Source organism: Ensifer sp. LC384, from assembly GCF_001695865.1.
In the GTDB taxonomy this organism is placed as follows: domain Bacteria; phylum Pseudomonadota; class Alphaproteobacteria; order Rhizobiales; family Rhizobiaceae; genus Ensifer.
In genome coordinates this window covers 150,653-176,228 of sequence record NZ_MBST01000006.1, presented here as the reverse complement: position 1 = coordinate 176,228, position 25,576 = coordinate 150,653, and the positions used below count along the sequence as shown (strand labels likewise).

Sequence of the window (25,576 nt, the reverse complement as noted above, 5' to 3'; positions counted from 1 at the left end):
CTCGACGTTGCCCAGGTTTCGGAAATCACCGAGGTTATCTCCGCCGACACCTTCAAGCGCCCGATCTATGCCGGCAACGCCATCCAGACGGTGCAGACGACCGAGGCCAAGCGCGTCATTACCGTGCGCACCGCCTCGTTCGCGTCGGCCTCCGAAGGCGGCTCGGCTGCGGTCGAGACGATCGCGGCGGCCGCCAATCCGGGCCTGTCGAGCTTCGTTGCCGACGCGCTGTCGTCGTCCGATCGTCCGGAACTGACCTCGGCGAAGATCATCATCTCCGGCGGTCGGGCGCTCGGCTCGTCGGAAAAATTCCAGGAGGTGATCCTGCCGGTTGCCGACAAGCTCGGGGCCGCCGTCGGTGCCTCGCGCGCCGCCGTCGATGCCGGCTACGCGCCGAACGACTGGCAGGTCGGCCAGACCGGCAAGGTGGTCGCCCCCGATCTCTACATCGCCTGCGGCATCTCCGGGGCGATCCAGCATCTGGCCGGCATGAAGGATTCGAAGGTCATCGTCGCCATCAACAAGGACGAGGAGGCACCGATCTTCCAGGTCGCCGATTACGGCCTCGTCGCCGACCTGTTCGAAGCCCTGCCGGAAATGGCACGGGCTTCCTGAGCAAGCGTAAGGTCGGCGGCTGAGCGGATAGAATTCAGCCGTCGATCCTGATGGTCCGCGCACCGACATGCAGCGCCCGGCCGGCGCCAAAGCCCATGATCGCCGCACCGAGGCCAAGGGCGACGAACAGGAAGGCGGCGGCATCAAAACTTCCCGTCCAGTCGCGGATCAGGCCGACGAGCAACGGGCCGATGGCTGCAAGCACATAGCCGACCCCCTGCGCCATGCCCGAGAGATGGGCTGCGACGTGGGAATCCGGCGAGCGCAACACGATGAGCGTCATCGCCACGGCAATCAGGCCGCCCTGGCCGAACCCCTGCAAAATAGCCCAGAAGATCACCGTCGATGGCGGCCCGAAGAGAATGCCGAGAAGCGCGATCACCGCGGCGGATATCAGCGCGACGTTGATGCCACGCTGGTCCTTGCGGCGAACGGCAAAGGAGGGGACCAGCAGGCAGGTGACGACCTGAGTCATGATCGAGACCGAAACGATCACCCCTGCAGTCGCTGCGTCGAACCCGCGCTCCCGAAGAATGGGCGCGAGCCAGCCGAAGATGCAGTAGGCCAGCGCCGACTGCAGGCCCATGAACAGCGTGACTTGCCATGCCAGCCGGTCACGCCAGAGGCCGACGACACGAAAGCCGCTGTGCCTGACCTGCGCCTTGCTGCCAAGCGCCTGCGGCGCCCAGATCAACAGCACGATGAAGGCGGGAAGCGCCCAGATGGCGAGCGCGCCGGACCAGGAGCCGGTCACGCCGTGTTCGAGCGGCAGGGTCAAGCCAGCGGCTCCGGCGGCCCCGGCGCACAACGCCATGGTATAGAGCCCGGTCATGATCGCCGCCTTGTCGGCAAAGTCGCGTTTGACGAGGCCGGGAAGCAGCACATTGCCGATGGCGATCGCCGCCCCGGCGGCGAATGTCGACAGAAAGAGCAGCGGCACGAGCCCGAAACCGCGGAGCGCTGTGCCGAGCGCCAGCAGAAGCAGTGCGCCCAGAAGAGTGCGTTCGGCGCCGAAGCGCTGTGCGAGCTTCGGCGCGAGCGGGGCAAACAGGCCAAGGCAGAGCACGGGCAGTGTCGTCAGCAGGCTGGCGCCGGCAGTCGTTAGGCCGGTATCGCGCATCACCTCCGGCAGCAGCACCGAGAGGCTGGAAAACAGCGGGCGCAGGTTGAAGGCGATCAGCACGAGGCTGGCGCCGAGGACGAAGCGCGCCGCACCCTGTGACATTGCCGGCGGCTGAGGTTCGGGAACACTGTCGGCTTCGGCGTCGATCAGTTGGTCTTCGAGGCCGTTGATGGCTGCGACCTGATGGGCCGAGGAAGGGGGATCGCGGAAAGTTTGGTTCATTGCGAAAGAAGCCTATCGAGTTCACGGAGCACGGGCGCCATGAAGGCGCGGACGGCGGAAGCCGCGCGATCCGGGTCGCCGGTGGCGATCGCCGCGACGATCGCCATATGGGCCTGTTCGTCGGGTTCCGGCACATCGCCCTTGAGCGTCGAATGAATGGTTTCGAGGATCGATGAGGTGAAGAAATCGTAGAGTTCGACGATCGCCCGGTTGCCCGATGCTTCGACGATCGATTTGTGAAAGGCGATGTCGCGATGGCCGAACGCCTCGTAACCACCATCGGCAACGGTGCCGCGCGCCTTGAGCAGCCGGGTCATGCGTTCGAGGTCGGCGGGCGTATGGCGGATCGCCGCGAGCCTGGCCGCTTCGACATCAAGGGCGGTGCGCGCTTCCCATTGGTCGCGCAGTCCGGCGCGTTTGACGCGGTCGAGCGCGCCGGCTGGATCGACCGTCGAGCGCACATAGGTGCCCGAGCCCTGGCGGGTATCGAGGAGACCTTGCGAGACCAGCACGCGCACGGCCTCGCGCACCGTTCCTCGGCTGACGGACAACAGCTCGGTCAGTGCGGTTTCGTTCGGGATGCGGTCGCCAACGCTCCAGCGGCCGCTGCGGATTTCGGCGCGCAGGCTTTCGGCCGCACTGTCGGCTAGATTGGTTCGATTGACCGGCTGCATGATAGACTCATCAAGTCATCAGATGATTTAGTGAATAAGTTGCCGTACTCGCGATGTCAACCGACCCATCCGCGACCAGGTATCAAACAGAGTTCGACCGCCCGGTCCGGGCGGTCGAGGGAACGGCAGCGTTGGCTATGAGAGAACGACGTCGACCTTCTGGAAGGTCCGGACATCGATCAGGCCCTTGTCGGAGATGCGCAGTTCAGGGATGACGACAAGCGCCAGCAGCGAATGCTGCATGTAGGCGTTGTTCAAGCTGCAGCCGCAGATACGCATTGCCTCGATGATCGCCGCGGCCTTGTCGGCCACGATCTCGGCGCGCTGGTCCGACATCAGCCCCGCCACCGGCAGTTCCACCAGTGCGAGCTCCTTGCCGTCCTTGATCACGACGATGCCGCCGCCGACTTCGTGCAGCCGGTTGGCGGCCTGCGCCATATCGCCCTTGTTGGTGCCGACGACGATCATGTGATGGCTGTCATGGGCGACGGTACTCGCAACCGCGCAATCGCTGTCGTAGCCGAAGCCGGAAACAAAGGCGTTGACGACGTCGCCGGTGCCGCGATGGCGCTCCACCAACGCGATCTGGCAGACGTCCTGGGCGCGATCCATCTCGATGATGCCCCCGCTCGCTGAAAGTTCGGCCTCAAGCGCACGCGTCGGCGCCTGGTTCTCGACGACGCCGATCACCCGGACGCGCGCACGGGTCGCGGTGGTGTTGAGGCCGATGTCGAAATCGCGGGCCTTGAGCGTCTTGCCGAGGTGCACGGTGTCGCGGGCACTGGCAGGGTAGACGAAGGGCGGGATATCGCGCACCAGTGCGCCGGACTCTGCCAGCAGTTCGCCGCGGGCAAACACCATCTCGATCGGCAGCGAAGCCAGGTCCGAGGTGATGATCAGGTCGGCACGCCGGCCGGGTGCGATTGAACCGAGTTCCCGTTCGACACCGAAATGCTGGGCCGTATTGAGTGTCGCCATCTGGATGGCGGTGATCGGCTTCAGCCCTTGCGCGATGGCGTGGCGCACCACCCGGTTCATATGGCCATCGTGGACCAGCGTGCCGGAGTGGCTGTCATCGGTGCAGAGCAGGAAGTTGCGTGGATCGACGCCGGCCTCGGTGATCGCCTTGACCTGAGCGGCAACGTCGAACCAGGCGGAGCCGAGCCGGAGCATGGCGCGCATGCCCTGTCTGACGCGGGCGATGGCGTCCTCGACGGTCGTTCCTTCATGGTCGTCGGCCGGGCCGCCGGCGGCATAGGCGTGAAATTCACGGCCGAGATGCGGCGAGGCATAGTGCCCGCCGACGGTCAGCCGCGCATCCTGGGTTGCCGCGATCTCGGCGACCATCTTGGGGTCGTTGAAGGCGACGCCCGGAAAATTCATCATCTCGCCGAGGCCGATGATATTGGGCCAGCTCAAGGCTTCGGCGACGTCCTTGGCCGAGAGTTCGGCGCCGGCGGTTTCAAGCCCGGGCGCGCTCGGCACGCAGCTCGGCACCTGGACATACACGTTGATCGGCAGGCTCTGTGCTTCATCGTTCATCAGCCGCACGCCGGCAAGGCCGAGCACGTTGGCGATCTCATGCGGGTCGATGAACATCGTCGTCGTGCCGTGCGGGATGACGGCGCGGGCAAACTCGGTGACGGTGACGAGGCCGCTTTCGACATGCATATGCGCGTCGCAGAGCCCCGGCACGAGATAGCGGCCGCTAGCGTCGACGACCTTGGTGCCTTCGCCGATCGTATGGCTGGCGTCGGCCCCGACATAGGCAAAGCGGCCGGCTTTGACGGCGATGTCGGTGTGCGGAATGATCTCGCCGGAATAGACGTTGACCCACTTTCCGTTGCGGATCACGAGGTCCGCCGGCGTCCGGCCCATGGCGACGTCGACGAGCTCGGGTGCGGTCCTCGACCAGGATTGAAGCATGACAGGTTCCTTCGAATGGAGACGGTGCCGGCGCCCTTTTTCACTTCTCAACAAAAGGGCGCCGGCAGGCTTTACTGGGTCTGTGCGACGAGCGCTGCGGCCAGCAGGGCGACGAACCACATGACCGGCTTTACATCGCGGGGGCGGCCGCAGACCAGCTTGATCAGCACATAGGCGATGATCGCCAGCGACAGACCGAGCGTGATCGAGAATGTCAGCGGGATCAGCACGATGGCGAGGAAGGCGGGAATTGCCTCGTCGATGTCGGTCCAGCGGATCTTGCTCATCGGCTCGGACATGAACAGACCAGTGAGGATCAGCACTGGTGCGGTTGCCACCGCCGGAACGAGCGACAGCAGCGGCGACAGGAACAGGAACGGCACGAACAGCAGGCCGGCGACAAGGGCGACAAGGCCGGTTCGGCCGCCTTGGGCAATGCCGGCGCCCGATTCCAGGTAGACGGTGGCGGGGCTGGTGCCGAGCGGCGCGGAGATCAGTGCGGCGACGGCGTCGACATGCATGGATTGCTTGATGTTGCGCGGCAATCCCTGCTCGTCCTTGAGATCAGCCGCTTCGGCAAGGCCGAGGAAGGTCGAGAGCGCCTCGATGAAGTTGGTGAACAGGAAGACGAAGATGAACGGCACGTAGATCAGGCTCAAGGCGCCGACGAGATCGATCTGGCCGACGAAGCTGAAATCAGGCGCTGCGGAAAAGCCGCTCCAGTTGACCAGCGTGTGCACATCAGGCGTATCCGGCCAGAAGGCGCTGCCATCGCCCCACCAGCGGCCGATCGGGATGGAGAGGATGGTGGTGAGGATCATGCCGGCCATCATGGCGCCGGGAACCCGGCGGACCACCAGTGCCACCGTCAGGATAAAACCGGCGATGAAGGTAAGCGTGACCGGGTTGAAGGTCGTCAAGCCGACGATCGTGTCCGGATTGGCGACGATGAACTTGGCGTTTTCAAAGCCGATCAGCGCGATGAACAGGCCGATGCCGCAGGCGATGCCGTAGCGAAGGTCGACCGGGATCGCCTCGATGATCGCCTGTCTGAGATTGAAGAAGGCCATGATGGTAAAGAGCACGCCGGCCCAGAAGACGCAGCCGAGCGCGATTTCGAGCGGCACCTTGGCGCCGACGACCATCGTATAGGCAAACAGCGCGTTGATGCCCATGCCCGGCGCCACCAGGATGGGGCTTCGCGCATAGAGCCCCATGGCGCAACTGCCGATGAAGCTGACGAGCACGGTCGCCGTGACGCCGGCCGAGAAAGGAATGCCGGCATGGGACAGGATCGAAGGGTTGACGACGATCACATAGGATGCGGCGAGAAAGGTCGTCAGCCCGGCGAGAATTTCGGTGCGGATGGTCGAGCCGAATTTGGAGATCAGGAAGTAACGGTCGAGCAGGTTGGCGAGCCAGGAGGCTTGCGCCTTGCCCGATGCCGGCTCAACGGCCTTGGGTTGGTAGTTCATTTTGTTCCCCTTTTTTTGAAATGAGGAAGGGGCCGGCGATGCCGACCCCTCCAAGGCTTTATTCCGCTGCGGCGGCGTGCTCTTCCTCGCCGCCGTTCCCAGCGAGCGGCGAGATCACCTTGAGCTGAACGCAATCGACGACGCCGAGATCGGTAATGGCATATTCCGGGATCGCCGTGATCTGCAGCACGAACATATACATGAACGGCCATGGCAGCGTGCAGCCGAGCGCCCGTGCCGCATCGTCCAGTTCCTCCTCCAGCGCCGCCATTTCGGAGGGCTCGATGTCGGAGACGATGCCGCCGATCGGAAGATGCAGGAAGGCGACGACCTGACCGTCCCTGACCACCACCTGGCCGCCATGGTTGGCGATCAGGTGGTTGATGGCGACCCGCATGTCCTCCGGGTTGGCGCCGATGCAGATGATGTTGTTGTCGTCGGGCGCGGTGGAACTGGCGATTGCGCCTTCCTGTAGTCCGAAGCCGGAGGTGAAGGCGACGGGGCGGTTTTTCGTCTTGCCGTAGCGCTCGACCACGGTGACATATTGGATGTCCTGGGCCAGGTCGGCGAGCACGCAGCCGTCCTTCACCGGCAGGGTCACGTCGCGGCGCGTGCGCACGAAGATCTTCTCCGGCGTGACGGCGATCGCCATGGCCGCGGCGCTGTCGCCGGCGCCGTCGTAGCGCAGCTTCAGATCGTCGAGCTCAAGCGGCGCGACCTTCATCGACGTCAGCAACGCGGCGCTGCGCGGCGGCGGCGCGAGCTTGATCGTCAAACGGCCGTCGCGCGCGACTTCCTCGCCCTTGGCGATGACGGCTTCAATCCTGAATTCGCGCAGGTCGTTGACGAGCAGGATGTCGGCGGCGCGGCCCGGCGAGATCGAGCCGACCTTGTCGTCGATGCGAAGCGCATCGGCACCATTGATCGTTGCCATCTGGATCGCCGCCATCGGCGAGATGCCCATGGCGATCGCCATGCGGACCATGTTGTCGAGATGCCCGCGCTTGAGAATGTCGCTGGCAACGACGTCGTCGGTGCAGAAGCTGATGCGGCGCAGGGCCTTGACGCCCATCTCGGTGACGATGCGCAGATTGTCGGAAAGGAAGTGCGAGATCGAGGATTCGCGCACGACGACATGCATGCCGGCCCTGAGCTTCTCGAGCATTTCCTCCGGCGAGTAGCTTTCGTGGTCGGCGCGCACACCCGATTGCTGGTAGCCGTTGAGACGGGCGCCGCGGGTCATCGGGCAGCAGCCGAGCACCGGAAGCCGGCTCTTTTCGGCGAGCTCGAGCGCCGCCAGAACGTCGCTGTCTTCCTCCTGGATGAACTCGCGCACCGTTTCCCAGATGCCGACGCATTCCGGCCAGTGATGGGTGGCCTGGTGATCGGCCGGGCTGAAATAGTGGCCGACGGTCGAGCGCGGCATGGTGTAGGGGGTCTTGCACGGCGCGCCCCAGAACACCTTGAGCGGCGTCTCTCTGGCCTCGTCGAGGAATTCGCGCGCGGCGGCCGGCCCGCCGACGACGATGATCTGGTCAAGCCCGGTGACGATCGACGTCGTGCCGAGCGGCACGACCGCCTTGGCAAAGCTGGTCAGCGACATCTTCGAGCATTCGACATGCAGATGGCCGTCGATCATGCCGGGCGCCAGATACTTGTCGGTGGCGTCGACGATTTTCGTCTCCGGCCCGACATAGTCGGAGATGTCGCCGACAGCGATGATCCGTTCGCCATAGATCGCGACATCGGCCTGGTAGATTTCTTCCGACACGACGTTGACAAGCCGGCCGCCGCGGATCGCCAATGTGGCCTTGTTGCCGGTGCCGGAGGCTGCCCGGATGAATTCTCTGATATTGCTCACTGAAACCTCTCCCTTAGCGTCGGCGAATATTCCCAGTTTGGTTTCGTTTGTACAATGGGCCGAAATGGCGTATTTGTGGGACATATCATCCAAGATTTTGGACGAAAAATGGACCTCTCGCTTCTCGACTGCTTCGTGAAAGTTGCCGATTCCCGTTCGATTTCAGCGGCTTCGCGCCTGCATCGACTGCCGAAATCGACCCTCAGCCACAAGATCCGGCAATTGGAGGACGAGTTCGGCATCGAGCTCTTCGTGCGCGAGGGGCATCAGCTCCATGTGACCGATGCCGGAGCCGAACTCCTGCGCTACGCCAGGCTCATTCAGGCGAATTGCGAGGATGCGGCAACGGCGATGGCGGAGATGCGCCAGGAAGTAGCCGGCACGCTGCGCGTCGGCTCGACCGGCGAATTCGGCACGACGATCACCTCCGAACTGCTCTATGCATTTCGGCAGCAATATCCGCAGGTCAATCTCGACGTTGTGTTTCTGAGCTCCAGGCAGCCGTTCTCCGATGTCACCGAGCAGGCGCTCGACGGCATCTTTCACTGGGGCGAGCCGTCAGATGTCGACTACATCAGCCGGCGGCTCTCCGTCTCGTCCTACGGCCTCTTCGCCAGCCCCGAATATGTCGCCCGCCATGGTTCGCCGACAAAGCCGGATGAACTGTCCGGGCACCGCGGTCTTGTCTTTCGCCAGCCGACGCGCCTGCAATCCTGGTATCTCACGCGGCCCGGTCAAGTGGAGATGGATCTGCTGCCGGCTGCGACCTGCACGACCAACGACTACTGGACGATCAAGTATTTCGCGGTTGCGGGCGAGGGGATCGCCTACCTGCCGGAATTCTTCGTCGAGACGGAGCGACAGGCCGGCCTGCTTCAACCCGTTCTTGCCGAATGGCGTTCGCCGAAAACGGCGATCAACCTCATCTATTCGCGCCGGCGGCACGTGTCGAAGCGCTTCAGGGCCTTTGTCGAATTCTGCATCGACTTTTATCGCGATCGCGAGCGCACCAGCATTCCGCGCTACTACGTCGAGAAAGTCAGCCTGCCGTCGGATGGCGCGATCCGCTGACGCGGCGTCTCATCTTGATCAGCCGGCGGCTCCCAGAGCCAAGTCGACATAGGCGGCCACATGCTTTGCCGCGATGTCGGACAGGGACTGCATCTTGATATGGCGGCGCCCTTTGCCTTGGCCCATCAGCACCCCATGCGCGTCCGGCAATGCCGCGCCCTCGCTGAACTCCAGCGTGACATGAGCGGAATAGGGAAATATGCCGCAGAACGGCTGCGCCGCCGAAAACAGCAAGCCGCCATATTTGATTTCTTCCGAGATGCCCGCTCCGGAACCCAACACAATCTCGCGCAGCCGCGAAACGATCGCGAACTGGATCTCGCCACGGTCGCGGATATCGGCGAGGAAGGTTTCAATACGCTTGTCCATCATCGTTGGCTCACGACTCGCTGCAGAAATTGGTTTTGCCGATATGGCAGAGTCGGGCCAACCATGCTCACGCGATCAGGTGTTTGGGCAGGACGATCCTGGCGGACAATCCACCCCCGATCCTGTTTCGCAATTCCAACGCAGCGCCGGCGTGATCGAGCGCGAGTTCGGCAATGCTGAGGCCGAGGCCGCTGCCGATCGCGGCCTTGAAGCGACCGCGGAAGAAACGCTCGGTGACGTGGGCCATCTCCTCCGGCGGGATCCCCGGGCCATCGTCATTAATCGCGATTGTCGTGGTGCCGTCATCGTTTTCGAGCGAGCAGTGGATGGTGCCGCCGGCTGGCGAGTGGTGGAGTGCATTTTCCATCAGATTGCGCGCCGCAAGCCGTAGCAGGTCCGGATTGATTTTGACCCGCAATTCGAGGAGGTCGGGATCGACGACAACCATGGCGGCACTGCCGGCATGGCCAAGCAGTTCATTCCTGAGCGAAACCAGCATCTCGCCCGCGCTGACCTCCACCGCGGCGCACACCGTTTCGGATGCTTCGACCGAGGCGATGTCGAGCAATTGCTTCACGAGCCGTCCGGTACGGTCGACGCCGGCAACGATCTGGCCAAGGGCCTTTTCCCGGATCTCGGCATCGTTGCTCGCCAGCGCCACCTGGGCCTGGGTTTTCAATCCGGCCAGCGGCGTTCTCAGTTCATGGGCGGCAAAGGCGATAAAGTTCTGCTCGCGCTGACGCGCGCCGGCGACGCGGCCGAAAAGGCCGTTGAGCGCCCGAAGCACGGGGCTGATCTCGCTCGGCGTCGCGGTCTCCTCGATCGGGTGCAGGTCCGAGGCGTCGCGCGCGGCGAGATCGCCGGCCAGTTTTCTGAGCGGTGCCAGTCCGCGCCCGACGCTGAGCCAGATAAGGGTTGCCAGCAGCGGTATGATCAAGAGGGCCGGAAAGAGCAGGCCCTTGACGACGTCGTTGACCAGCCTGTCGCGGATGCGCAGGTTGTCGCCGACCAGCACGCGCACGCCGAGCTCGGCGTTCTCGACCGCATAGACCCGCCAGGTTTCGCCGTTGATCACCGTTTCGGAAAGGCCGGTCGCATGCGCCGACAGCGTCGTTTCCGGCGCGCTTTCCGACTTGCCGATCAGGGTGCCGTCCAGTGACCAGATCTGGCAGGAAAGCTGCCGGTCGTAGTGCGGGTGGTCGAGAACCGGGATCTTTGCCTTCGTCTGTGCCGGCCTGTCCGGGTCGATCTCCTGGTTGACCACCAGCGAGCTGACCATCTTCGCCGCCTCCATCAGCCGGGCGTCGAGCACCTGCTCGACCTCGGCGCGGGTGCTGAAGAAGATCCATAGGGTGGCCGACAGCCACATGAGCCCGGTGGTGACGAGCAGGATGAAGAAGAGCCGTGCGCGGATCGAGCGCATCAGATGTCGCTGCCGAGCCGGTAGCCGATGCCCCTGACGGTTTCGATCAGGCCGGCTCCGAGTTTGTTGCGCAGGTGATGGATATGCACCTCGACGGCGTTGCTTTCGACCTCTTCCTGCCAGCCGTAAAGCTTGTCCTCCAGCGTTGCCTTCGAAAAGATGGCGCCGGGCTGCGACATGAGCGTATGCAGGACGGAATATTCCCGGCGCGAGAGCCGGACCGGGATGCCGGCCTTTTCCACCGATTGCCGGGCCGGATCCAGCCGGATCGTCGCCCATTCGATGAGGGCGGTCGACCGGCCGGCAGAGCGACGCGCGAGCGCACGCAGTCGCGCTGCGACCTCATCGAGATCGAAGGGTTTGCCGAGGTAATCGTCAGCGCCCATGTCGAGCCCGCTGACGCGATCGGCCACCGTGTCACGGGCCGTCAGCAGCAGCACCGGCGTATCGTTGCGGGCGTCGCGCAGTTTCTTCAGCACGTCCGTGCCGGAGCCGTCCGGAAGCATGAGATCGAGCACGACGGCGTCGAAGCTGCCGGCGGCCAGCGCCGCCTCGGCGCTCTCTCGGGTGGCGACGGCATCGGTCGTAAAACCGGCGAGCGCCAGCCCGACCTTCAGCCCGTCCCGCAAGATGTCATCGTCTTCGACAATCAGTACCCGCACTTAGATCTCCACGACATAATCGGCGGTCGTTGTTTAGCACCTCCCTTAAGGCAGCCTTAAGGTAGCGCATTCCTTTGGGCGTCATCGTAACAAGCCCTGAGTCGATGAATGTCCGATAGAGTTGAACCGAACCAGTTGTCATCAGCCAAACCCGATATGTGGTCAGGCGGCGCGCTGACGCGCCGCAGCCTTTTCGTTGGTGCGGCTGCCATGCTGCTTTCAGGCTGTGCAGCAACCGCGCGTCCGACACCGAAACCGGCGGTGGTCGAGATGACGCCGCCGTCCAAGGGCGGCGTTCCGCCGATGTACTACGCGATGCCGGAGGAGCCGTTTCCCATTCCCGCGGTCGATGTCTCCCAGGTCGATCCGAAGTTCTGGCGCCAGGAAGTCGACTATCTCAGTGAGGAGCGTCCGGGCACGATCATCGTCGATACGCCGGCGAAGTATCTCTATCATGTGCTGCCCGGCCAGCGGGCCATGCGCTATGGTATCGGCGTCGGCCGCGAGGGCTTTGCCTGGTCCGGGCGGGCGGTCGTGGCCTATAAGCGGAAATGGCCGCGCTGGACGCCGCCTGACGAAATGGTGGCGCGGCAGCCGAAGCTCGAGCCCTTCAGCATCAAGAACGGCGGCATGGGGCCGGGCCTGAAGAACCCGCTCGGCGCGCGCGCGCTCTATATCCACAAGGACGGCAAGGACACGCTCTACCGTATCCACGGCAGTCCCGAGGCACGTTCGATCGGCAAGGCCGTCTCGTCAGGGTGTATCCGCATGCTCAATCAGGACGTGGTCTATCTCCACGATCAGGTCCGTGACGGCAGCCCGATCGTCGTTATTCCCGACCCGTCGAAGGCGCACCTCGCAACCAGTTGATCGCGGCTTGCCGGCTCGGCAGGTGTTGCCCAATGAACGTACATGTCTCTGGCCCCGATAGGGCCGGAGCTTGGTGGCGCCGGTACGGGACGAAGTCAGTGGCGTGCGGGTCTCAATCGGCCCCAGACCGGGGCGACAATGTTGCCCATCACGGCGATCGTTACTGCGCCGACGACGATCGCGAGCAGGGCTTGCTGCGCCGACGTGGCGATCCAGCCGACAAGACCCGGGGCAACAGACAGGGCGTGGACCATGGCTTCGGTGATGTCATGGATGATATGTTCCGGGCCCGGATATCCCATCTGCGCGAGGCCATGGACGAGAATGCTGCCCCCGACCCAGAGCATCGCGGCGGTGCCGATGGCGGCGAGAATTTTCAGAAAGATCGGCATGCCGACGACGAGGCCGCGGCCGATGGCACGCAGGGCCGAAACGGAGGTTTTGGCCAATGCGACACCCGCATCATCGGCTTTGACGATCAGTCCGACGACGCCATAGACGGCGAGCGTGATGGCGATGCCAACCGCGGCAAGCACTGCGGCCTGGGTATAGATGCTGGCGTCGGCAACGGTTGAGAGCGTCAGCGCCATGATCTCGGCCGACAGGATGAAGTCGGTGCGCACTGCGCCGGCAACCTTCTCGTTTTCCAGCGCGACGGGGTCGGTCTTGTGTCCGAGCACGGCGTTTTCGTGCTGGTGGGCCGCGTGCGGAAAAAAGACGCCATAGAGCTTCTCGGCACCCTCGTAGCACAGGTAGATGCCGCCGAGCATCAGCAGGGGAGTTATCGCCCAGGGGGCGAAATAGCTGAGCAACAATGCGCCTGGCAGCAGGAACAAGAGCTTGTTCTTGAGCGAGCCGAGCGCAATGCGGCCGATGATCGGTAGCTCGCGCTCCGGTGTCAGCCCGACGACGTAGCGCGGCGTCACGGCTGCGTCGTCGATGACCACGCCTGCCGCCTTCGTGCCGGCCTTTGCGGTCTGCGCGGCGATGTCGTCAAGCGAAGCGGCTGCCATCTTGGCGATGGCCGCAACGTCGTCGAGCAGGGCGATGAGACCAGTAGCCATTGAACGCTAACCCTTTGCGCTGAAATTCCGTGGAGCGGTTACTCCAGAGGATTCGGCAGTAACCACCGCAACGTGTCGAGTCAACGACATGCAAAACGGCTGGTCGGCGGACACCATATTGTGAGGCGAAAAACGGCTCGCTTGGATTGACGCAAAGTCGCTTTCGATTTACGACTGACGAAATACGAAAATCGTCAGTAGTAAATCGAAAGCAAGCTTATATGGACGACAGCATCGAAAGCCAGCTGGACACCACGCGTCAGGAAAACGTCTCGCGGATTCTGGATTCGGCCGAGCAGCTCTTCCGGCATTTCGGCTACTCGAAGACCAATGTCGCCGACATCGCTCGCGATCTCGGCATGTCGCCGGCCAACATCTACCGCTTCTTCGCCTCGAAGGCCGAGATTCACCAGGCGATCTGCGGTCGCATGCTGGCGGCCAGCTACCAGCAGGCCCAGGAGATCTGTCGGTTGCAGCTGAGCGCGACCGAGCGCTTGCGGCAATATATCCGCGCACAGCATCAGATGACCGTGGAGGTCATGCTCGACGACCAGAAGGTGCACGAGATGGTCGTCATCGCGATGGAGCGCGACTGGCATGTGATCGACAAGCATATCGATCGCCTGCACGCCCTTGTCGCCGAGGTGATCCGCGAAGGCATTCTTGCGGGCGAATTCCCCGAACAGGACGCCGATGCTGCCTCCAGATGCTTTGGGGCTGCAACCGTGATCCTCTGCCACCCGCAGATGGTGGCGCAATGTCTCTCGAAGGAAAACCGGGCGACGCCCGATGAGCTGATCGAATTTGCGATCAAGGCACTGAAAAACTGACCTGGCCGCCTGCGGCCCCGATGTGAACCGTTTGGCTGATGCCACCCCAGGAGTGCGGAAATGCCCTTGCCCGTTCAAACCCGTAGCCGTTTCGCGTTCCGCGGAAGGATGGCTCTTCTTGCTGCGATCTCCGTTGTTCTCGCGGCCTGCTCCGAGGAGGCCGAGGAGGCCAAGCCGGTCGTGCGGCCGGTCAAGGTGGTCGAAATTGGCGATGCCGGCGAAGCGCGGACGATGAACTATTCCGGTGTCGTGCGCGCCCGAACGGAGATGAACCTCGGCTTCCGCGTCAATGGCAAGATCACCGAACGTCTGGTGAACGTGGGTGACCGGGTGAAGTCCGGCGACCGGCTCGCCCGCATCGACGCGACGGACTATGACCTTTCGGTCAAGAGCGCGGCCGCGAACCTTGAGGCCGCGGAGCGTCAGGTCGAAACCACGGCGCTGGTCCGCACGCGGGCCGAACAGCTCTTCGCCAAGAAGGTCGCCTCCAAGGCGCAACTGGATCAGGCGACACTCAGCCATAACCAGGCCGCGGCAACGCGCGACGCCGCGAGCTCGGCGCTGTCTCAGGCGAAGAACCAGGTGACCTATACCGAACTGGTTGCCGACCGCAGCGGCATCGTCACCGCGATCGCGGCCGATGTCGGTCAGGTGGTCGGCTCAGGTACCCCGGTCGCCACGGTTGCCGTCGACGGCGAGAAGGAAGTGCTCATCGCCGTTCCGGAGGTCGACGTTGCCAATTTCAAGCCTGGCATGGCGGTCAAGACCGCCTTCTGGTCGGACCAGGGCCTGATGCTCGATGGCAAGGTGCGCGAGGTGGCCGGCAGTGCCGAACAGCCGTCGCGAACCTTTGCTGTGCGCGTCAGCCTGCCCAACGATCCGCGCGTTCTGCTCGGCATGACCGCGACGATCCTGGCGTCGGCAGGTGATGCCGAGCGTCACATGTCCGTGCCCCTGAGTGCTCTGGCTCAGAAGGACGGTGGGACAACGGTGTGGGTCGTCGACCCTGAAAGCCAAACCGTGAAAAGCCGGTCGATCGCCATTGCCGATTTTACCGGTGAGGGCGTGCGCGTGATGGACGGGCTGAAGCGCGGCGATCTCGTCGTTGCGGCCGGCACGCAGTTCATGACCGAAGACCTGAAGGTAGCGATATCGGGCGATGTCGTCCGGCAGTCTGCTGCGGCCGACAAGACCGCTGCCGCCGAAATCGTGCGCTGAAACAACCCAACCGCGGAATGATGCCGATGTCCATGCCCACCGAAGAAAAGCGGCCTTTCAATCTTTCGCGCTGGGCGATCGCCCATCCCAGCATCGCGCGTTTCCTGTTCGGCCTGATCATCATCACCGGTGCCCTCGGTCTGATGCGCATGGGTCAGAAGGAAGATCCCGATTTCACCTTCCGCGTCATGGTCGTGCAGGCTTTCTGGCCGGGCGCCTCGATCCAGGAGATGGAGGACCAGGTCGTCAACAAGATCGAGCGCAAGCTGCAGGAGACCCCGCATCTCGATTTCGTGCGCTCCTACACGCGCGCCGGAAGCGCGATCATCACCCTGCAGGTGGAGGGCGACACCAATGCTGAGCAGGTGGCTGACGCGTTCTACCAAGTCCGCAAGAAGGTCGGCGATATCGCCAATGAGCTGCCCGAAGGGCTGCTCGGGCCGTATTTCAACGACGAGTTCGGCGACACCTTCATCACCCTGCATTCATTGAGCGGCGACGGATACAGCTATCCCGAGCTGAAGAAGTTTGCGATCGAGGCGCGTGACATGCTTTTGACGACGCCGGGCGTCGAGAAAGCGGTGATCCTCGGCGACCAGCCCGAGAAGATCTATATCGACGTTTCCTCCAAGGTGTTGGCTGCGCGCGGTCTGACGCTCAACGATCTTAGAAATACCATCGCCGGACAGAACAATGTCGATCCGGCGGGCTCGGTCGATACCGGTACGCGCTCCGTGCGCATTTCCGTCGAGGGCGGCCTCGACAAGGTCGAGGATCTGCGCAACCTCAGCCTGCGCGCCGGCGATCAGGTCACCCGCCTTGGCGATATCGCCACCGTCACGTCTGGTCTTGAGGATCCCTATTCGCGCAAGTTCCGCTTCAATGGCCAGGACAGCGTCCAGATCGGCGTGGTGATGGCCAAGGGTTTCAAGGTCACCGATGTCGGCACTGCCGTCGAAGAGACCTATCAGCGTTTCGAGGCGGCCTTGCCTTACGGCGTCGTCGTCGACCAGATCTCCAACCAGCCGGAAGTGGTCACGGAAGCCGTCGGCGAATTCATGAAGGCGCTCGGCGAAGCGCTGGTGATCGTCCTTGTCGTCTCGTTCCTGTCGATTGGCTGGCGCTCCGGCCTGGTCATCGCCATCACCATCCCGCTGGTGCTCGCGGCGACCTTTGCCATCATGTACGAGCTTGGCATCGATCTGCAGCGCATCTCGCTTGGGGCGCTTATCATTGCCCTCGGGCTTTTGGTCGACGACGCGATGATCGTCGTTGAAATGATGGAGCGCAAGCTGGAGGAGGGGCTAGTCAAGGTCGAGGCCGCCAGTTTCGCCTACTCCTCGACGGCCTTCCCCATGCTGACCGGCACGCTCATCACCACCGCCGGCTTCATTCCGGTCGGCTTTGCCGCCTCGACGGCGGGCGAATATGTCCGCTCGCTGTTTTATGTGGTAGGCATCGCCCTGGTGGTCTCCTGGTTCGTTGCCGTCTATTTCACGCCGTGGCTCGGCAATATGATCCTGAAGCAGCGCCACCATGCCGGCGGCCACCACGATGTCTTCGACACGCGCTTCTATCGGCGCCTGCGCTCGACGGTGTCCTGGGCGGTTCACCATCGCATCATCGTGCTGTCGATGACGCTTGTCGCCTTCGTCGTCAGCCTGTGGGCGTTCCAGTTCATTCCGAAGAACTTCTTCCCGCAATCCTCCCGGCCGGAAATCCTCGTCGATCTGTGGCTGCCGGAAGGCACCAGCATCAAGGAAGTCGAGACCCAGGCCAAGGCGCTCGAAGCGCGGATGATGGACGATGCGGACAAGCGCTTCATTGCGACCTATATCGGCGAAGGCGCGCCGCGCTTCTTCCTGCCGCTCGACCAGCAACTGCGCAATCCGAACTTCGCCCAGCTCCTCGTCATGGCCAATGACGAGCCGGCGCGCGAACGGCTGATCGTCAAGCTGCGCAAGATCCTTGCCGAGGATTTCCCGTCGATCCGCTCCAAGGTCGATCGCCTCTTCCTCGGCCCGCCGACCGGCTGGCCGGTGCAGATGCGCGTGATGGGGCCGGATCGCCAGGAGGTTCGCCGCATCGCCGATCAGGTCAAGGCGAAGTTCGCCGAAAACCCGCAGCTCGGTGCCGTGCATGACGACTGGCTGGAGCCGGTGACGGCGATGAAGCTGGTGATCGACCAGGATCGCGCCCGTGCCCTCGGCGTCACCTCGCAGCGTGTCCGGCAGATGCTGCAGGCCACCATGTCCGGCGTGCCGCTCGACAACTTCCGCGATGGCGAGGAGACGGTCTCGATCGTCGCCCGTGAACCGGACGCCACACGCGCGCTGCTGTCGTCGGTGGAGTCCATCTATATCCCGACCGATTTCGGCAGTTTCGTTCCGCTTTCGCAGGTGGCCAAGGTCGTGCCCGTGCTCGAACAAGGTATCGAATGGCGGAGGGATCGGCTGCCGACCATTACCGTTCGCGGCACCTTGCCCGACGGTGTGCAGCCGAACGATGTGGCGTTGAAGATGTATGGCGACATGCAGACGCTACGCGATGGTCTTGCTCCCGGATACAGCATCAGCATCCAGGGTGGTGCCGAAGACGCGGCCGAAAGCCAGGGTTCGATCGCCGCCAAGGCGCCGATCATGCTGGCCGTCATCGTCGTGCTGCTGATGGTCCAGCTCCAGCATTTCGGCAAGGCGATGCTGGTTCTGGCAACCGGTCCGCTCGGCATTATCGGAGCGGCGGCAGCACTGCTGATCAGCGGCGCGCCCTTCGGTTTCGTTGCGATCCTCGGGGTTATCGCGCTGCTCGGCATCATCATGCGCAACTCGATCATCCTGGTGGACCAGATCGATCAGGATATCGCTGCGGGCATGGATCGCTCCGAAGCCATCATCGGCTCGGCGGTGCGCAGGTTCCGTCCGATCATGCTGACGGCACTGACAGCGGTTCTGGCGCTGATCCCGATCTCGCGCGGCGTGTTCTGGGGGCCTTTGGCCTATGCGATGATGGGCGGCATCCTTGTCGCCACCGTTCTGACAATTCTGGTGCTGCCGGCTGGCTACGCGCTGTTCTTCGGCCGGGAGCCGAAGAAGCAGACGCCCGAGCCGGAAACCGCTCAAAAGGGTGAAGCCGAGCCTGCCATACCGATGATCTATCCGCCGGCGGTCGCCGCCGAATAGCACTGCCGACGGGGGTGGCATCCAATGCCGTCGGTGGGCGGCGGCCGGTAGGATCAAATGACAGCGCAGCCGCCAAAGCTGTTGCAAGCTCGGCGGCGCCAGGAAAGTCGGTTGAATGAAGGCGGGCGCGCGAACGTGAAAACGTGCGGCCGCCTTTCTGCTTAAATCGATGCCGATCTCAGGAATTATGCAGTAGTGTCACGCGCGTTCAGGTGCCTTCCAGGGGATTCGGGTGAAGCTAGGCGTTCTCTTTTGCAGCATTATGATCTGCGCATTTTCGTGGCCGCACATGGCGCATGCGGAATGGCAGGCGGTCGAAAAGGTCAGCACCTATGCGATCTCCGGCCAGACGGGGGCTGAGCTCTATGCGTCGATCGGCGAGCGGGGACCAAAGGTCGGCGGATTGGTTCGCGCCATTGCTCACACCGATTTCAAACTGACCTGGACCAGGAAATATGAGCCGCAGGGCAATGCCTGCACGCTTGTTTCGGCCAAGCCGAAGCTCATCATCACCTATACACTGCCCAAGCCGTCGACACCGCTGCAGGGAGCCATGGCGCAGAATTGGGAAGCCTTTATCTCAGGCGTTCGCAGGCACGAGCTGGTCCATGGCGACTTCATCAAGGATCTGGTCAAGGCGATAGAAAGCACGTCGGTCGGGCTCTTCGTTGACGCTGACCCCAACTGCCGCAAGATCAGGACCGAGCTGACAAGGCGTCTGGGCGAGCTGTCCGTTGCTCAACGCCAGAGGGGCCGGGACTTCGATCGGGTCGAACTCAGCGACGGCGGCAATATCCACCAGCTCATCCTCAAACTCGTCAATGGTGCCGCAAGTCGTTGACGCAGGCGCATCTCCACCCGCACCTCGGAACGCAGGTCATCAGCACAGACCGCCTTGAAGGCCGATCGGCGCGCTGAAACAAGACGTCCACGTCGAGCTCTTGCCAAGCCTGGCGAAGGCGGGTGATTTCATCGCCACACATGTCTCCCCATGCCGGCCGCATTGCCGGACATAGGAGGGACGTGCCAGCCGGTCAGAGCCGCCGTCCGCAGACGGTGATCAAAACACGCCTGTCGGTGCCTTCATTGTTCGTGAGGCCTGCCGGGTCGTTTGCGCAGCCGGCCTACTTCATGAACTCCCTGATCTTGTAGGCGACCTCGGTGCGGTTGGTCGCGTTCAGCTTTTTCATGATGTTTCTGATGTGAACCTTCACGGTGCTTTCACACAGATCCATCTCATAGGCGATGATCTTGTTTGCCTTTCCACGGCGCAAGGCTTCGGCAACTTCGATTTCCCGCGGCGTGAACAGGCTGTCGGAGCAACGGGCGCCATTGACGACGGAGTTGATTGCCTCTCTCATCGTCAGGATGCTGCTTGCCGGAACGAAGACGCCACCAGCGCGCGCAAGCGCAATCGCTTCGGCGGCGACATTGATGCCGACATTGCTTGGAATGTAGCCACGGGCACCGCATTCCAATGCTTTGAGAATCTGGCCGAGTTCATCCGTTTCGGCGACCACGATCACCGGGCTGTACTTGAACTTCTCAACCAGCGTCTCGATCTTTTCGCAGACTGCGAGGTCGCCCACTTTGCTGCCGCCGACGATAAGAAGAATCGCGGAAGGGTCGGTCTGCAGCTTGCGGCTGCGCCATTCGTCAAACGATCCGACGGTGACGATCGTCAGCCCGGGGTCGTAGCCCGTCAGGCTTTTCGACAGACACTCCCGGTCGAGAGCACGAGGGTCGATGAGCAGGATGTAGTCGAGGTCCTCCTCCTGATCGGTCATATCCGAACCGGCCAGGCTTTGCGGCGGACGCTGCTCCAGTACGCTTGGGAAGGATGTCGGCCGCGTCGTGGTGTTTCTTGCAATTGTTGCTGTACGAATATCCATTGAATTTGCTCCTTCTTATTCTTATTTTCATGGGTGTAAATATTCTACATACAAGTATTGGTATTAGTATTCCTTCGGGTTCCTCTCATATTTTGTTGTTATATCTTGGCAATCAGACCACATATATTGGTGGTGCGCATTAACACAGGTTAAAGGACAGCCAGGAATCAACCGGGATTCGTGCTGAGATAGCCCGGATCGAAGTCGACCAGTTCGGCGAGCCGTCTGCGGTCGAGAAATTCGACGATGCCATTCCTGAAGGATAACAATCCCTTCAACCTCATCTCCTTCAGAACGCGATTGATGTGCACGGTCGACAGTCCGACGGCGTCGCCGATGTCGGACTGCGTCAGCGGGCATTCGAAGCCGTCAAATCCCGGCCTGTCGGGTTTACCCGCCCGGACTGCGAGCTCGAGCAGAAGGTGCCCCGTACGCTCCAACGCGTCGCGACGTGCGATGTTTGCCAACCGCTCTGTCAGTCTGGCCTGGCGCTTCAGCATCTCGTGCACGAAGTTCTGCTGGATTCTGGGTGACAAATCGGGTCCCCTGGTGCCGGGAGGCACCGCGAACTCGTAGGCGGTAACGTCGGAAAGTGCCTGGATCGTTTCCTGCGTCATGTCCGAAGACAAGGTCCAGACCATGTCGCCGCGCAGCATGAATTCGATGACAATGCGGGTACCGTTCGCCAGAATCTTGCGGCTGACGCTCCAGCCGGAGATGAAGAACAGAACGCATGATCTGCCTTCGGGCTCGAAAAGAATCGAGCCCGCCGGGAACACCCGCTTTCGCGCGATGGAGAGTTCCGACTTCTGCTGGTCTGTGTCGAAACTCGACGGTTCGCGATACACGGGCGAGCCTATCGATGCACCAAGTTGCCCCACCATAAAGGCGCACTCTCTCTTCGATCTTTTCGATTGTACTTAAGTATATAGCAAACAACCGGTGGTTAGGAATATTACCCAAGATGGTTAGTAATGGCGGGAAAACACATCGATATGAGCTTAATCCGGCTGGGTGGGGCCGGTGGTAAGAGGCTGAAGCGCTTGTGCTTTAGGCGTCGGCCGTGCCGAAGACCGCGCGCCGCAGTGGGCGTGACCCGTGATGGCTAGAGACCGTTTGACCAGGCGTAGTCGGCCATGCCTCTGTCGCTCGGCTCAACCACTGGCTGGGTATTCCGGCTCACGCCGCGGTTTTGATGTGCTACCAGGCAATCTCGCAGCTGGCTGATGCCTTCGCGGGCCTGATGGAGGACCGAGCCGTGGACCGCGGGGTCGATGCCCTTGCGCGCCGCCTCCTCAAGCAGCGAGGCCACGTGCTGTGCGGAGATATCGGCTTCTCCGGCAAAATACTCCGACCGGCCGACGAACTGGAAGAAGCCGTCGACTTTTGGATCCCAGCCAAGACCGACCTGTGGCACGCCGAGCGAATAGGCGGCGATGCAGGCGTGCAGGCGATGCGCCAGTATGACCTGAGTCGATGCGAGGATGTGGATCAGTTCCTCGGGCGTTTTGGGGCGGGGGGCGAGATAGAGATTACCGCTGTCGATATGGGCAGCGAGACCCCCGCCGTTGAGAACGCGCCGCGCAAAGGCCTGGTCTTCCTGCGCTCCATTGGTGAAGAGGCAGACCCGATATCCGGCATCGAGCATCAGGTCGAGCAATTGGTGATAGTCATCGGCGTGTCGGAACGGAATTCCTTGCGAACGGTGGCTGGAATGACGCCGCAGGATGAGCGGATCGGTGACGCAGATACCAATTGCCCGGTCATCGACTTTCAGCGGCTCGAGTGCGTGGCTTGCGACGATCTCGCGAACGAGCAACCCGGGGTCGGGCAGTATCCGGGCGTGCGGCCCGGCTGGAAAATGGCCGAGCCAGTTGCGGCCGGCAATGGTATCGCGAACCGAGACGTGGACGAGTTGGCTTTCCTCGAGCACGCCGAAGAGTTGCCTTGCCTGCGACGACCAGTCCCGGCTGGTGCCGACGGCATAGACAGCCAACGGTTTGCCGCTGCGTTTGACGCAATCGAGCGCTGCGCCGACCTTGAGCGGGAAGTTCAGATCATCGTCCTGAAACAGGTTTCCCCCGCCAATGACAACAGCATCGGCATCGTAGATCTCCTTCTGCCATTCCACTTGTAATCGGCGGAGTGTCGGACCAAGTGCCTGCCTTACGACCAGCCGACGCGCGAATGACGGCAGTGCTTGCAGCACCTTCAACAACTGCCGGCGCCGCCCGCCACCGCCGGTACCGAAAGCCGTCCTGCCGGCGAGATCGATCGTCTTGACCTCCAGTCCCCTGGCGCCGCGCGCCAGCGCCGTCTCCAGGCACTGGGCAAGGATGCCGTCGCCGAGGTTTTCGCTGTATTTGACGTTGAAGATGACGATCTTCATCAGGAGCCTCCCATGCGGCGCGGACTGGTCGCATCAACCAACCGCGGTCTTGCCGTTCTTGCCTCGACGATTTGCCGGCATGTCAGCGCCGACACGCTACCGGCGAGGATGTAGAACATCAGGCCCAGGTCATAGACGGTGCCCGATACGAGAGCCGTGCTGAGTGCGGCGATAACGCCGGCTTTCGCCGCCCTCAGCGCGGCAACGCTTTCTGTTCTCCGCTGGGCGCCTGGCGCCACGCGAGCGCACAGGATGGTCGTGACAAAGACGCAGAAAATGACGAGCCCCAGGATGCCGACATTCGAAAGGAGAACCATCAGATAGCTCGAGGCGCGTGCACTCCCCAGGCCCGCCCCCATGCCGAAGGTGTTGACGAAGGCCTCGTAGGCGGCAGCGTTCCACATCGCCCGCTCGCGGCCGGACTGGCTGTCGACCTTTGACAGGAGCATCTCATCGAGAAAGTCGTAAACAGTCGACACGGTTTCCGGAAACACGTTGACGACGGTGAGTATGACGAGCGGCACGACCAGGAAGAGAGCGGCCAGAAAGACTGGACGTGCCGGCTTTTTTCGCTCAAAGACCGTCACCAGCGCGCGTATCCAGAGAAATGGGAAGACGACCGCAAGCCCGAGCAGTGCGGTCGCCGAGGTGGAGAACACCAGCCCTGCGAGCGAGGCGGTCGCGAGGAAGGCTGTCGCTGGCGAACGCACCCGGTCGAGCCACAGGCTGGCGGTCGCGCCAAACAGGACCAGGGTGTAATCGGCAAAGGCCGATGCTTCGGGGAACGATCCGGAAATCCGCTTCAGACCACCTTTTTCCGCCGCGGTCAGAAGGGCGTAGTTGGCCGTCCGCACCACGCTCAGCAGATATTCGGTGCCGGAGAAATAGGTGACAATGTCGGCCGCCGCGAAGGCGAGGTTGACCGCTGCAGCAATGAGGATGGCGTTGACGAGGTGTGACGGTGCGGCCGTCCGGCGCAGATAGGCATGACAGAATCCGAAACAGGCAAGGCCGCCGAGCGCATAGACTGCCTGCGTTATGTTGTTGGACGAAAATCGCAGCGGCGACAGCGATATGAAACTTCTCGCGCCGACCGATCGCTCGACTGTCATCACGTCGACGGCGCCCTGGAAGAGGCGAGGCGACAGGACCGCCGTCAGCACGCCGAAAAAAGTGAGCACCATCAGCCAGAAGCCGGCACCGGCCGGCGCGAAGGCAGCAAGCACGGGCCCCTCGCCATAGGCCATCAGGATGCGAAGGCCGAAGAACAACAGGAGAACATTGGGAACGAGGATGGATGCACCACCGAGCGCGGGAAGGTTGATGGCGGCCGCAGAGCCGAGAGCCGTTGAAACGACCATGAACGTCAATGCCCAGTGGATCGGCGCCATCAGGACGCCCACTCCAACGAGTACGGTAGCGAAGCCGATCAGTTCGAAGCTCATGCCACTAGTTCCAGTTACCGGAACAATCCTATCAAAGGCGGCATGTCGCGTATTTACGCCTGCGGCTAAGCCTTTCGCATAAAGCGGCGGCCTGAATCGGTAATGGACCCTTGATGGGGGGCCGCGTTAGTTTTGCAGCATGACCCCATCTGTTCGCGAAGCTTGCCCTTGCCCGGCCCGCCGCCTGCCAGTTCGGTTTTTCATCCGGCCTGTCGTCGGCTGCCTGTGGTTGATGATGCATATGTCGGTGACCTATGCCGACGGATATACGGCCGGCGATACGGGCGATGAGCTTCCGATCGACGACATGCCGCTGACCTTCGACGAGAATTTCGACGATCTGAGCGTATCTGCCTGGGGCCCCGGCACCCGGTGGATCGCACATACGCCGTGGTCGGGGGATTTCGGTGGAGCTCGCTTTGCCAATCCCGGTCAACGCACTCCGTTCAAGACCGAGAATGGCATACTGAGGATCGAAGCCAAGCGTGACCCGGAAGGCGACTGGCAGTCCGGCCTGCTGGCCTCGGTGGACGCCAAGGGCAATGGCTTTGCCCAGCAATACGGCTATTTCGAAATGCGCGCGCGTTTGCCGGTCGGCCCGGGCGTGTGGCCCGCCTTCTGGCTGATCGGCAAGGACCGCTCGAAGTCGACGGCCGAGATCGACGTGATGGAATTCTACGGCGACAAGCCGGAAGGCTATTCCTCGGTCATCCATGTCTGGCATCGCGGTGACAAGGACGATTCCCAATTCAGCCGGATCGAGGTATTTCGCGATGCCGACCCCGGAGAATTTCATAGCTATGGGGTGAAGATCGATTCCCAGTTCATCCGGATGTATTTCGATCGGAAACTCGTGTGGAAGGCCGAAACGCGGCCTGAACACCGGCAGCCGATGTATGTGCTGCTCAACCTCGCGCTCGTCGAAAAAACCGCCGACCAGGCGCCGGATCCATCTCACATGTTCATCGACTATGTGAGGGCCTACGACCTTCAATAGGCGGCGCCGGCCAAGTCGTTTAGCCTTCCTCGCTCCACCTGGGCGCGTTCTGCCTGCGATCGGGAAAAATCCAGAAAAAACAAATCGATGACGAGCGGGTTTGACCGCCAGGCCTGCGTGTCGTTCGTGCATCTCCGTGGCTTGCATCCCCCTAAGGACTAAGCGGGCCTAACCCTTTTGATGGCCGGGTGGCGATGCGGCTATCCCAATGATCATCTGTTCATTTTCCGCCACCATGGAATTCTGGCTGACGACGGCATTGCAGCAAATT

The 25,576-nt window shown here is 62.5% G+C and carries 21 protein-coding genes; 8 read left to right on the top strand and 13 right to left on the bottom strand.

Annotated features, from left to right (window positions below; genetic code table 11):
- Positions 1–615, top strand: a 615-nt coding sequence (locus BC363_RS08110; RefSeq protein ID WP_065793289.1) for an electron transfer flavoprotein subunit alpha/FixB family protein, incomplete at its 5' end; no start/stop codon positions are given.
- Between the two features lie 34 nt (positions 616–649).
- Here the strand turns inward: BC363_RS08110 and BC363_RS08105 are convergent.
- The 5 genes from BC363_RS08105 to BC363_RS08085 all read right to left on the bottom strand — a co-directional run bounded on the left by BC363_RS08105 (position 650) and on the right by BC363_RS08085 (position 7,896).
- On the bottom strand, positions 650–1,960 hold the full coding sequence (locus BC363_RS08105) for an MFS transporter (RefSeq protein WP_065787370.1): 1,311 nt from the start codon (positions 1,958–1,960) through the stop codon (positions 650–652).
- Entirely contained in the window at positions 1,957–2,634 is a 678-nt protein-coding gene (locus tag BC363_RS08100) for a FadR/GntR family transcriptional regulator (RefSeq protein ID WP_065787371.1), read from the bottom strand. The genes BC363_RS08105 and BC363_RS08100 overlap by 4 nt, the downstream gene beginning before the upstream one ends.
- Positions 2,635–2,769: 135 nt before the next feature.
- Positions 2,770–4,560 (bottom strand): adenine deaminase, encoded by a 1,791-nt coding sequence (gene ade / locus BC363_RS08095; protein ID WP_065787372.1) that lies wholly within the window; start codon positions 4,558–4,560, stop codon positions 2,770–2,772.
- Positions 4,561–4,631: 71 nt separating this feature from the next.
- Positions 4,632–6,035, bottom strand: coding sequence for an NCS2 family permease (locus BC363_RS08090; RefSeq protein ID WP_083223773.1), 1,404 nt, complete (start codon positions 6,033–6,035; stop codon positions 4,632–4,634).
- A gap of 58 nt (positions 6,036–6,093) precedes the next feature.
- A complete protein-coding gene (locus BC363_RS08085; RefSeq protein ID WP_065787373.1) occupies positions 6,094–7,896 on the bottom strand; it encodes an adenine deaminase in 1,803 nt (600 codons plus the stop codon).
- A gap of 108 nt (positions 7,897–8,004) precedes the next feature.
- Between BC363_RS08085 and BC363_RS08080 the strand changes: the two genes are divergently transcribed.
- Positions 8,005–8,967 (top strand): LysR family transcriptional regulator, encoded by a 963-nt coding sequence (locus BC363_RS08080; RefSeq protein WP_065787374.1) that lies wholly within the window; start codon positions 8,005–8,007, stop codon positions 8,965–8,967.
- A gap of 18 nt (positions 8,968–8,985) precedes the next feature.
- On the opposite strand, the gene BC363_RS08075 is transcribed toward BC363_RS08080, so the two are convergent.
- From BC363_RS08075 to BC363_RS08065, 3 genes are all read right to left on the bottom strand, one after another.
- The gene (locus BC363_RS08075; protein WP_202618549.1) at positions 8,986–9,336 is read right to left on the bottom strand and encodes a DUF1801 domain-containing protein; all 351 of its coding nucleotides are present in this window, start codon (positions 9,334–9,336) and stop codon (positions 8,986–8,988) included.
- A 67-nt stretch (positions 9,337–9,403) separates the two neighbouring features.
- Positions 9,404–10,759, bottom strand: coding sequence for an ATP-binding protein (locus tag BC363_RS08070; protein ID WP_065787376.1), 1,356 nt, complete (start codon positions 10,757–10,759; stop codon positions 9,404–9,406).
- Positions 10,759–11,421, bottom strand: coding sequence for a response regulator transcription factor (locus BC363_RS08065; protein WP_065787377.1), 663 nt, complete (start codon positions 11,419–11,421; stop codon positions 10,759–10,761). The genes BC363_RS08070 and BC363_RS08065 overlap by 1 nt, the downstream gene beginning before the upstream one ends.
- Before the next feature lie 108 nt (positions 11,422–11,529).
- Between BC363_RS08065 and BC363_RS08060 the strand changes: the two genes are divergently transcribed.
- Positions 11,530–12,291, top strand: coding sequence for a L,D-transpeptidase (locus BC363_RS08060; protein ID WP_065787378.1), 762 nt, complete (start codon positions 11,530–11,532; stop codon positions 12,289–12,291).
- Positions 12,292–12,386: 95 nt separating this feature from the next.
- On the opposite strand, the gene BC363_RS08055 is transcribed toward BC363_RS08060, so the two are convergent.
- Positions 12,387–13,355, bottom strand: coding sequence for a DUF808 domain-containing protein (locus BC363_RS08055; RefSeq protein ID WP_065787379.1), 969 nt, complete (start codon positions 13,353–13,355; stop codon positions 12,387–12,389).
- A gap of 221 nt (positions 13,356–13,576) precedes the next feature.
- On the opposite strand from BC363_RS08055, the gene BC363_RS08050 reads away from it, so the two are divergent.
- From BC363_RS08050 to BC363_RS08035, 4 genes are all read left to right on the top strand, one after another.
- Positions 13,577–14,185 carry a TetR family transcriptional regulator gene (locus tag BC363_RS08050; protein ID WP_065787380.1) on the top strand — a complete coding sequence of 203 codons (609 nt, stop codon included), beginning with the start codon at positions 13,577–13,579 and terminating at the stop codon, positions 14,183–14,185.
- Positions 14,186–14,293: 108 nt separating this feature from the next.
- On the top strand, positions 14,294–15,403 hold the full coding sequence (locus BC363_RS08045) for an efflux RND transporter periplasmic adaptor subunit (protein ID WP_141690253.1): 1,110 nt from the start codon (positions 14,294–14,296) through the stop codon (positions 15,401–15,403).
- Between the two features lie 26 nt (positions 15,404–15,429).
- Entirely contained in the window at positions 15,430–18,582 is a 3,153-nt protein-coding gene (locus BC363_RS08040; RefSeq protein WP_065787483.1) for an efflux RND transporter permease subunit, read from the top strand.
- Positions 18,583–18,844: 262 nt separating this feature from the next.
- Positions 18,845–19,423, top strand: a complete 579-nt coding sequence (locus BC363_RS08035; protein ID WP_065787382.1) for a DUF922 domain-containing protein — start codon at positions 18,845–18,847, stop codon at positions 19,421–19,423.
- A 283-nt stretch (positions 19,424–19,706) separates the two neighbouring features.
- Here the strand turns inward: BC363_RS08035 and BC363_RS08030 are convergent, their stop codons facing one another.
- The 4 genes from BC363_RS08030 to BC363_RS08015 all read right to left on the bottom strand — a co-directional run bounded on the left by BC363_RS08030 (position 19,707) and on the right by BC363_RS08015 (position 24,308).
- Complete coding sequence (locus BC363_RS08030; RefSeq protein WP_320416822.1) at positions 19,707–20,474, bottom strand: response regulator transcription factor; 768 nt, start codon at positions 20,472–20,474, stop codon at positions 19,707–19,709.
- 167 nt (positions 20,475–20,641) lie between these two features.
- Complete coding sequence (locus tag BC363_RS08025) at positions 20,642–21,322, bottom strand: Crp/Fnr family transcriptional regulator (protein WP_244512660.1); 681 nt, start codon at positions 21,320–21,322, stop codon at positions 20,642–20,644.
- Positions 21,323–21,579: 257 nt separating this feature from the next.
- Positions 21,580–22,863, bottom strand: coding sequence for a polysaccharide pyruvyl transferase family protein (locus BC363_RS08020; protein WP_065787383.1), 1,284 nt, complete (start codon positions 22,861–22,863; stop codon positions 21,580–21,582).
- Positions 22,863–24,308, bottom strand: coding sequence for a hypothetical protein (locus BC363_RS08015; protein ID WP_202618548.1), 1,446 nt, complete (start codon positions 24,306–24,308; stop codon positions 22,863–22,865). The genes BC363_RS08020 and BC363_RS08015 overlap by 1 nt, the downstream gene beginning before the upstream one ends.
- 241 nt (positions 24,309–24,549) lie before the next feature.
- Here BC363_RS08015 and BC363_RS08010 point away from each other — a divergent pair, with 241 nt between their 5' ends.
- Positions 24,550–25,305: a glycoside hydrolase family 16 protein gene (locus BC363_RS08010; RefSeq protein WP_065787384.1), complete on the top strand. Its 756-nt coding sequence runs from the start codon at positions 24,550–24,552 to the stop codon at positions 25,303–25,305.
- Positions 25,306–25,576: the final 271 nt, after the last annotated feature.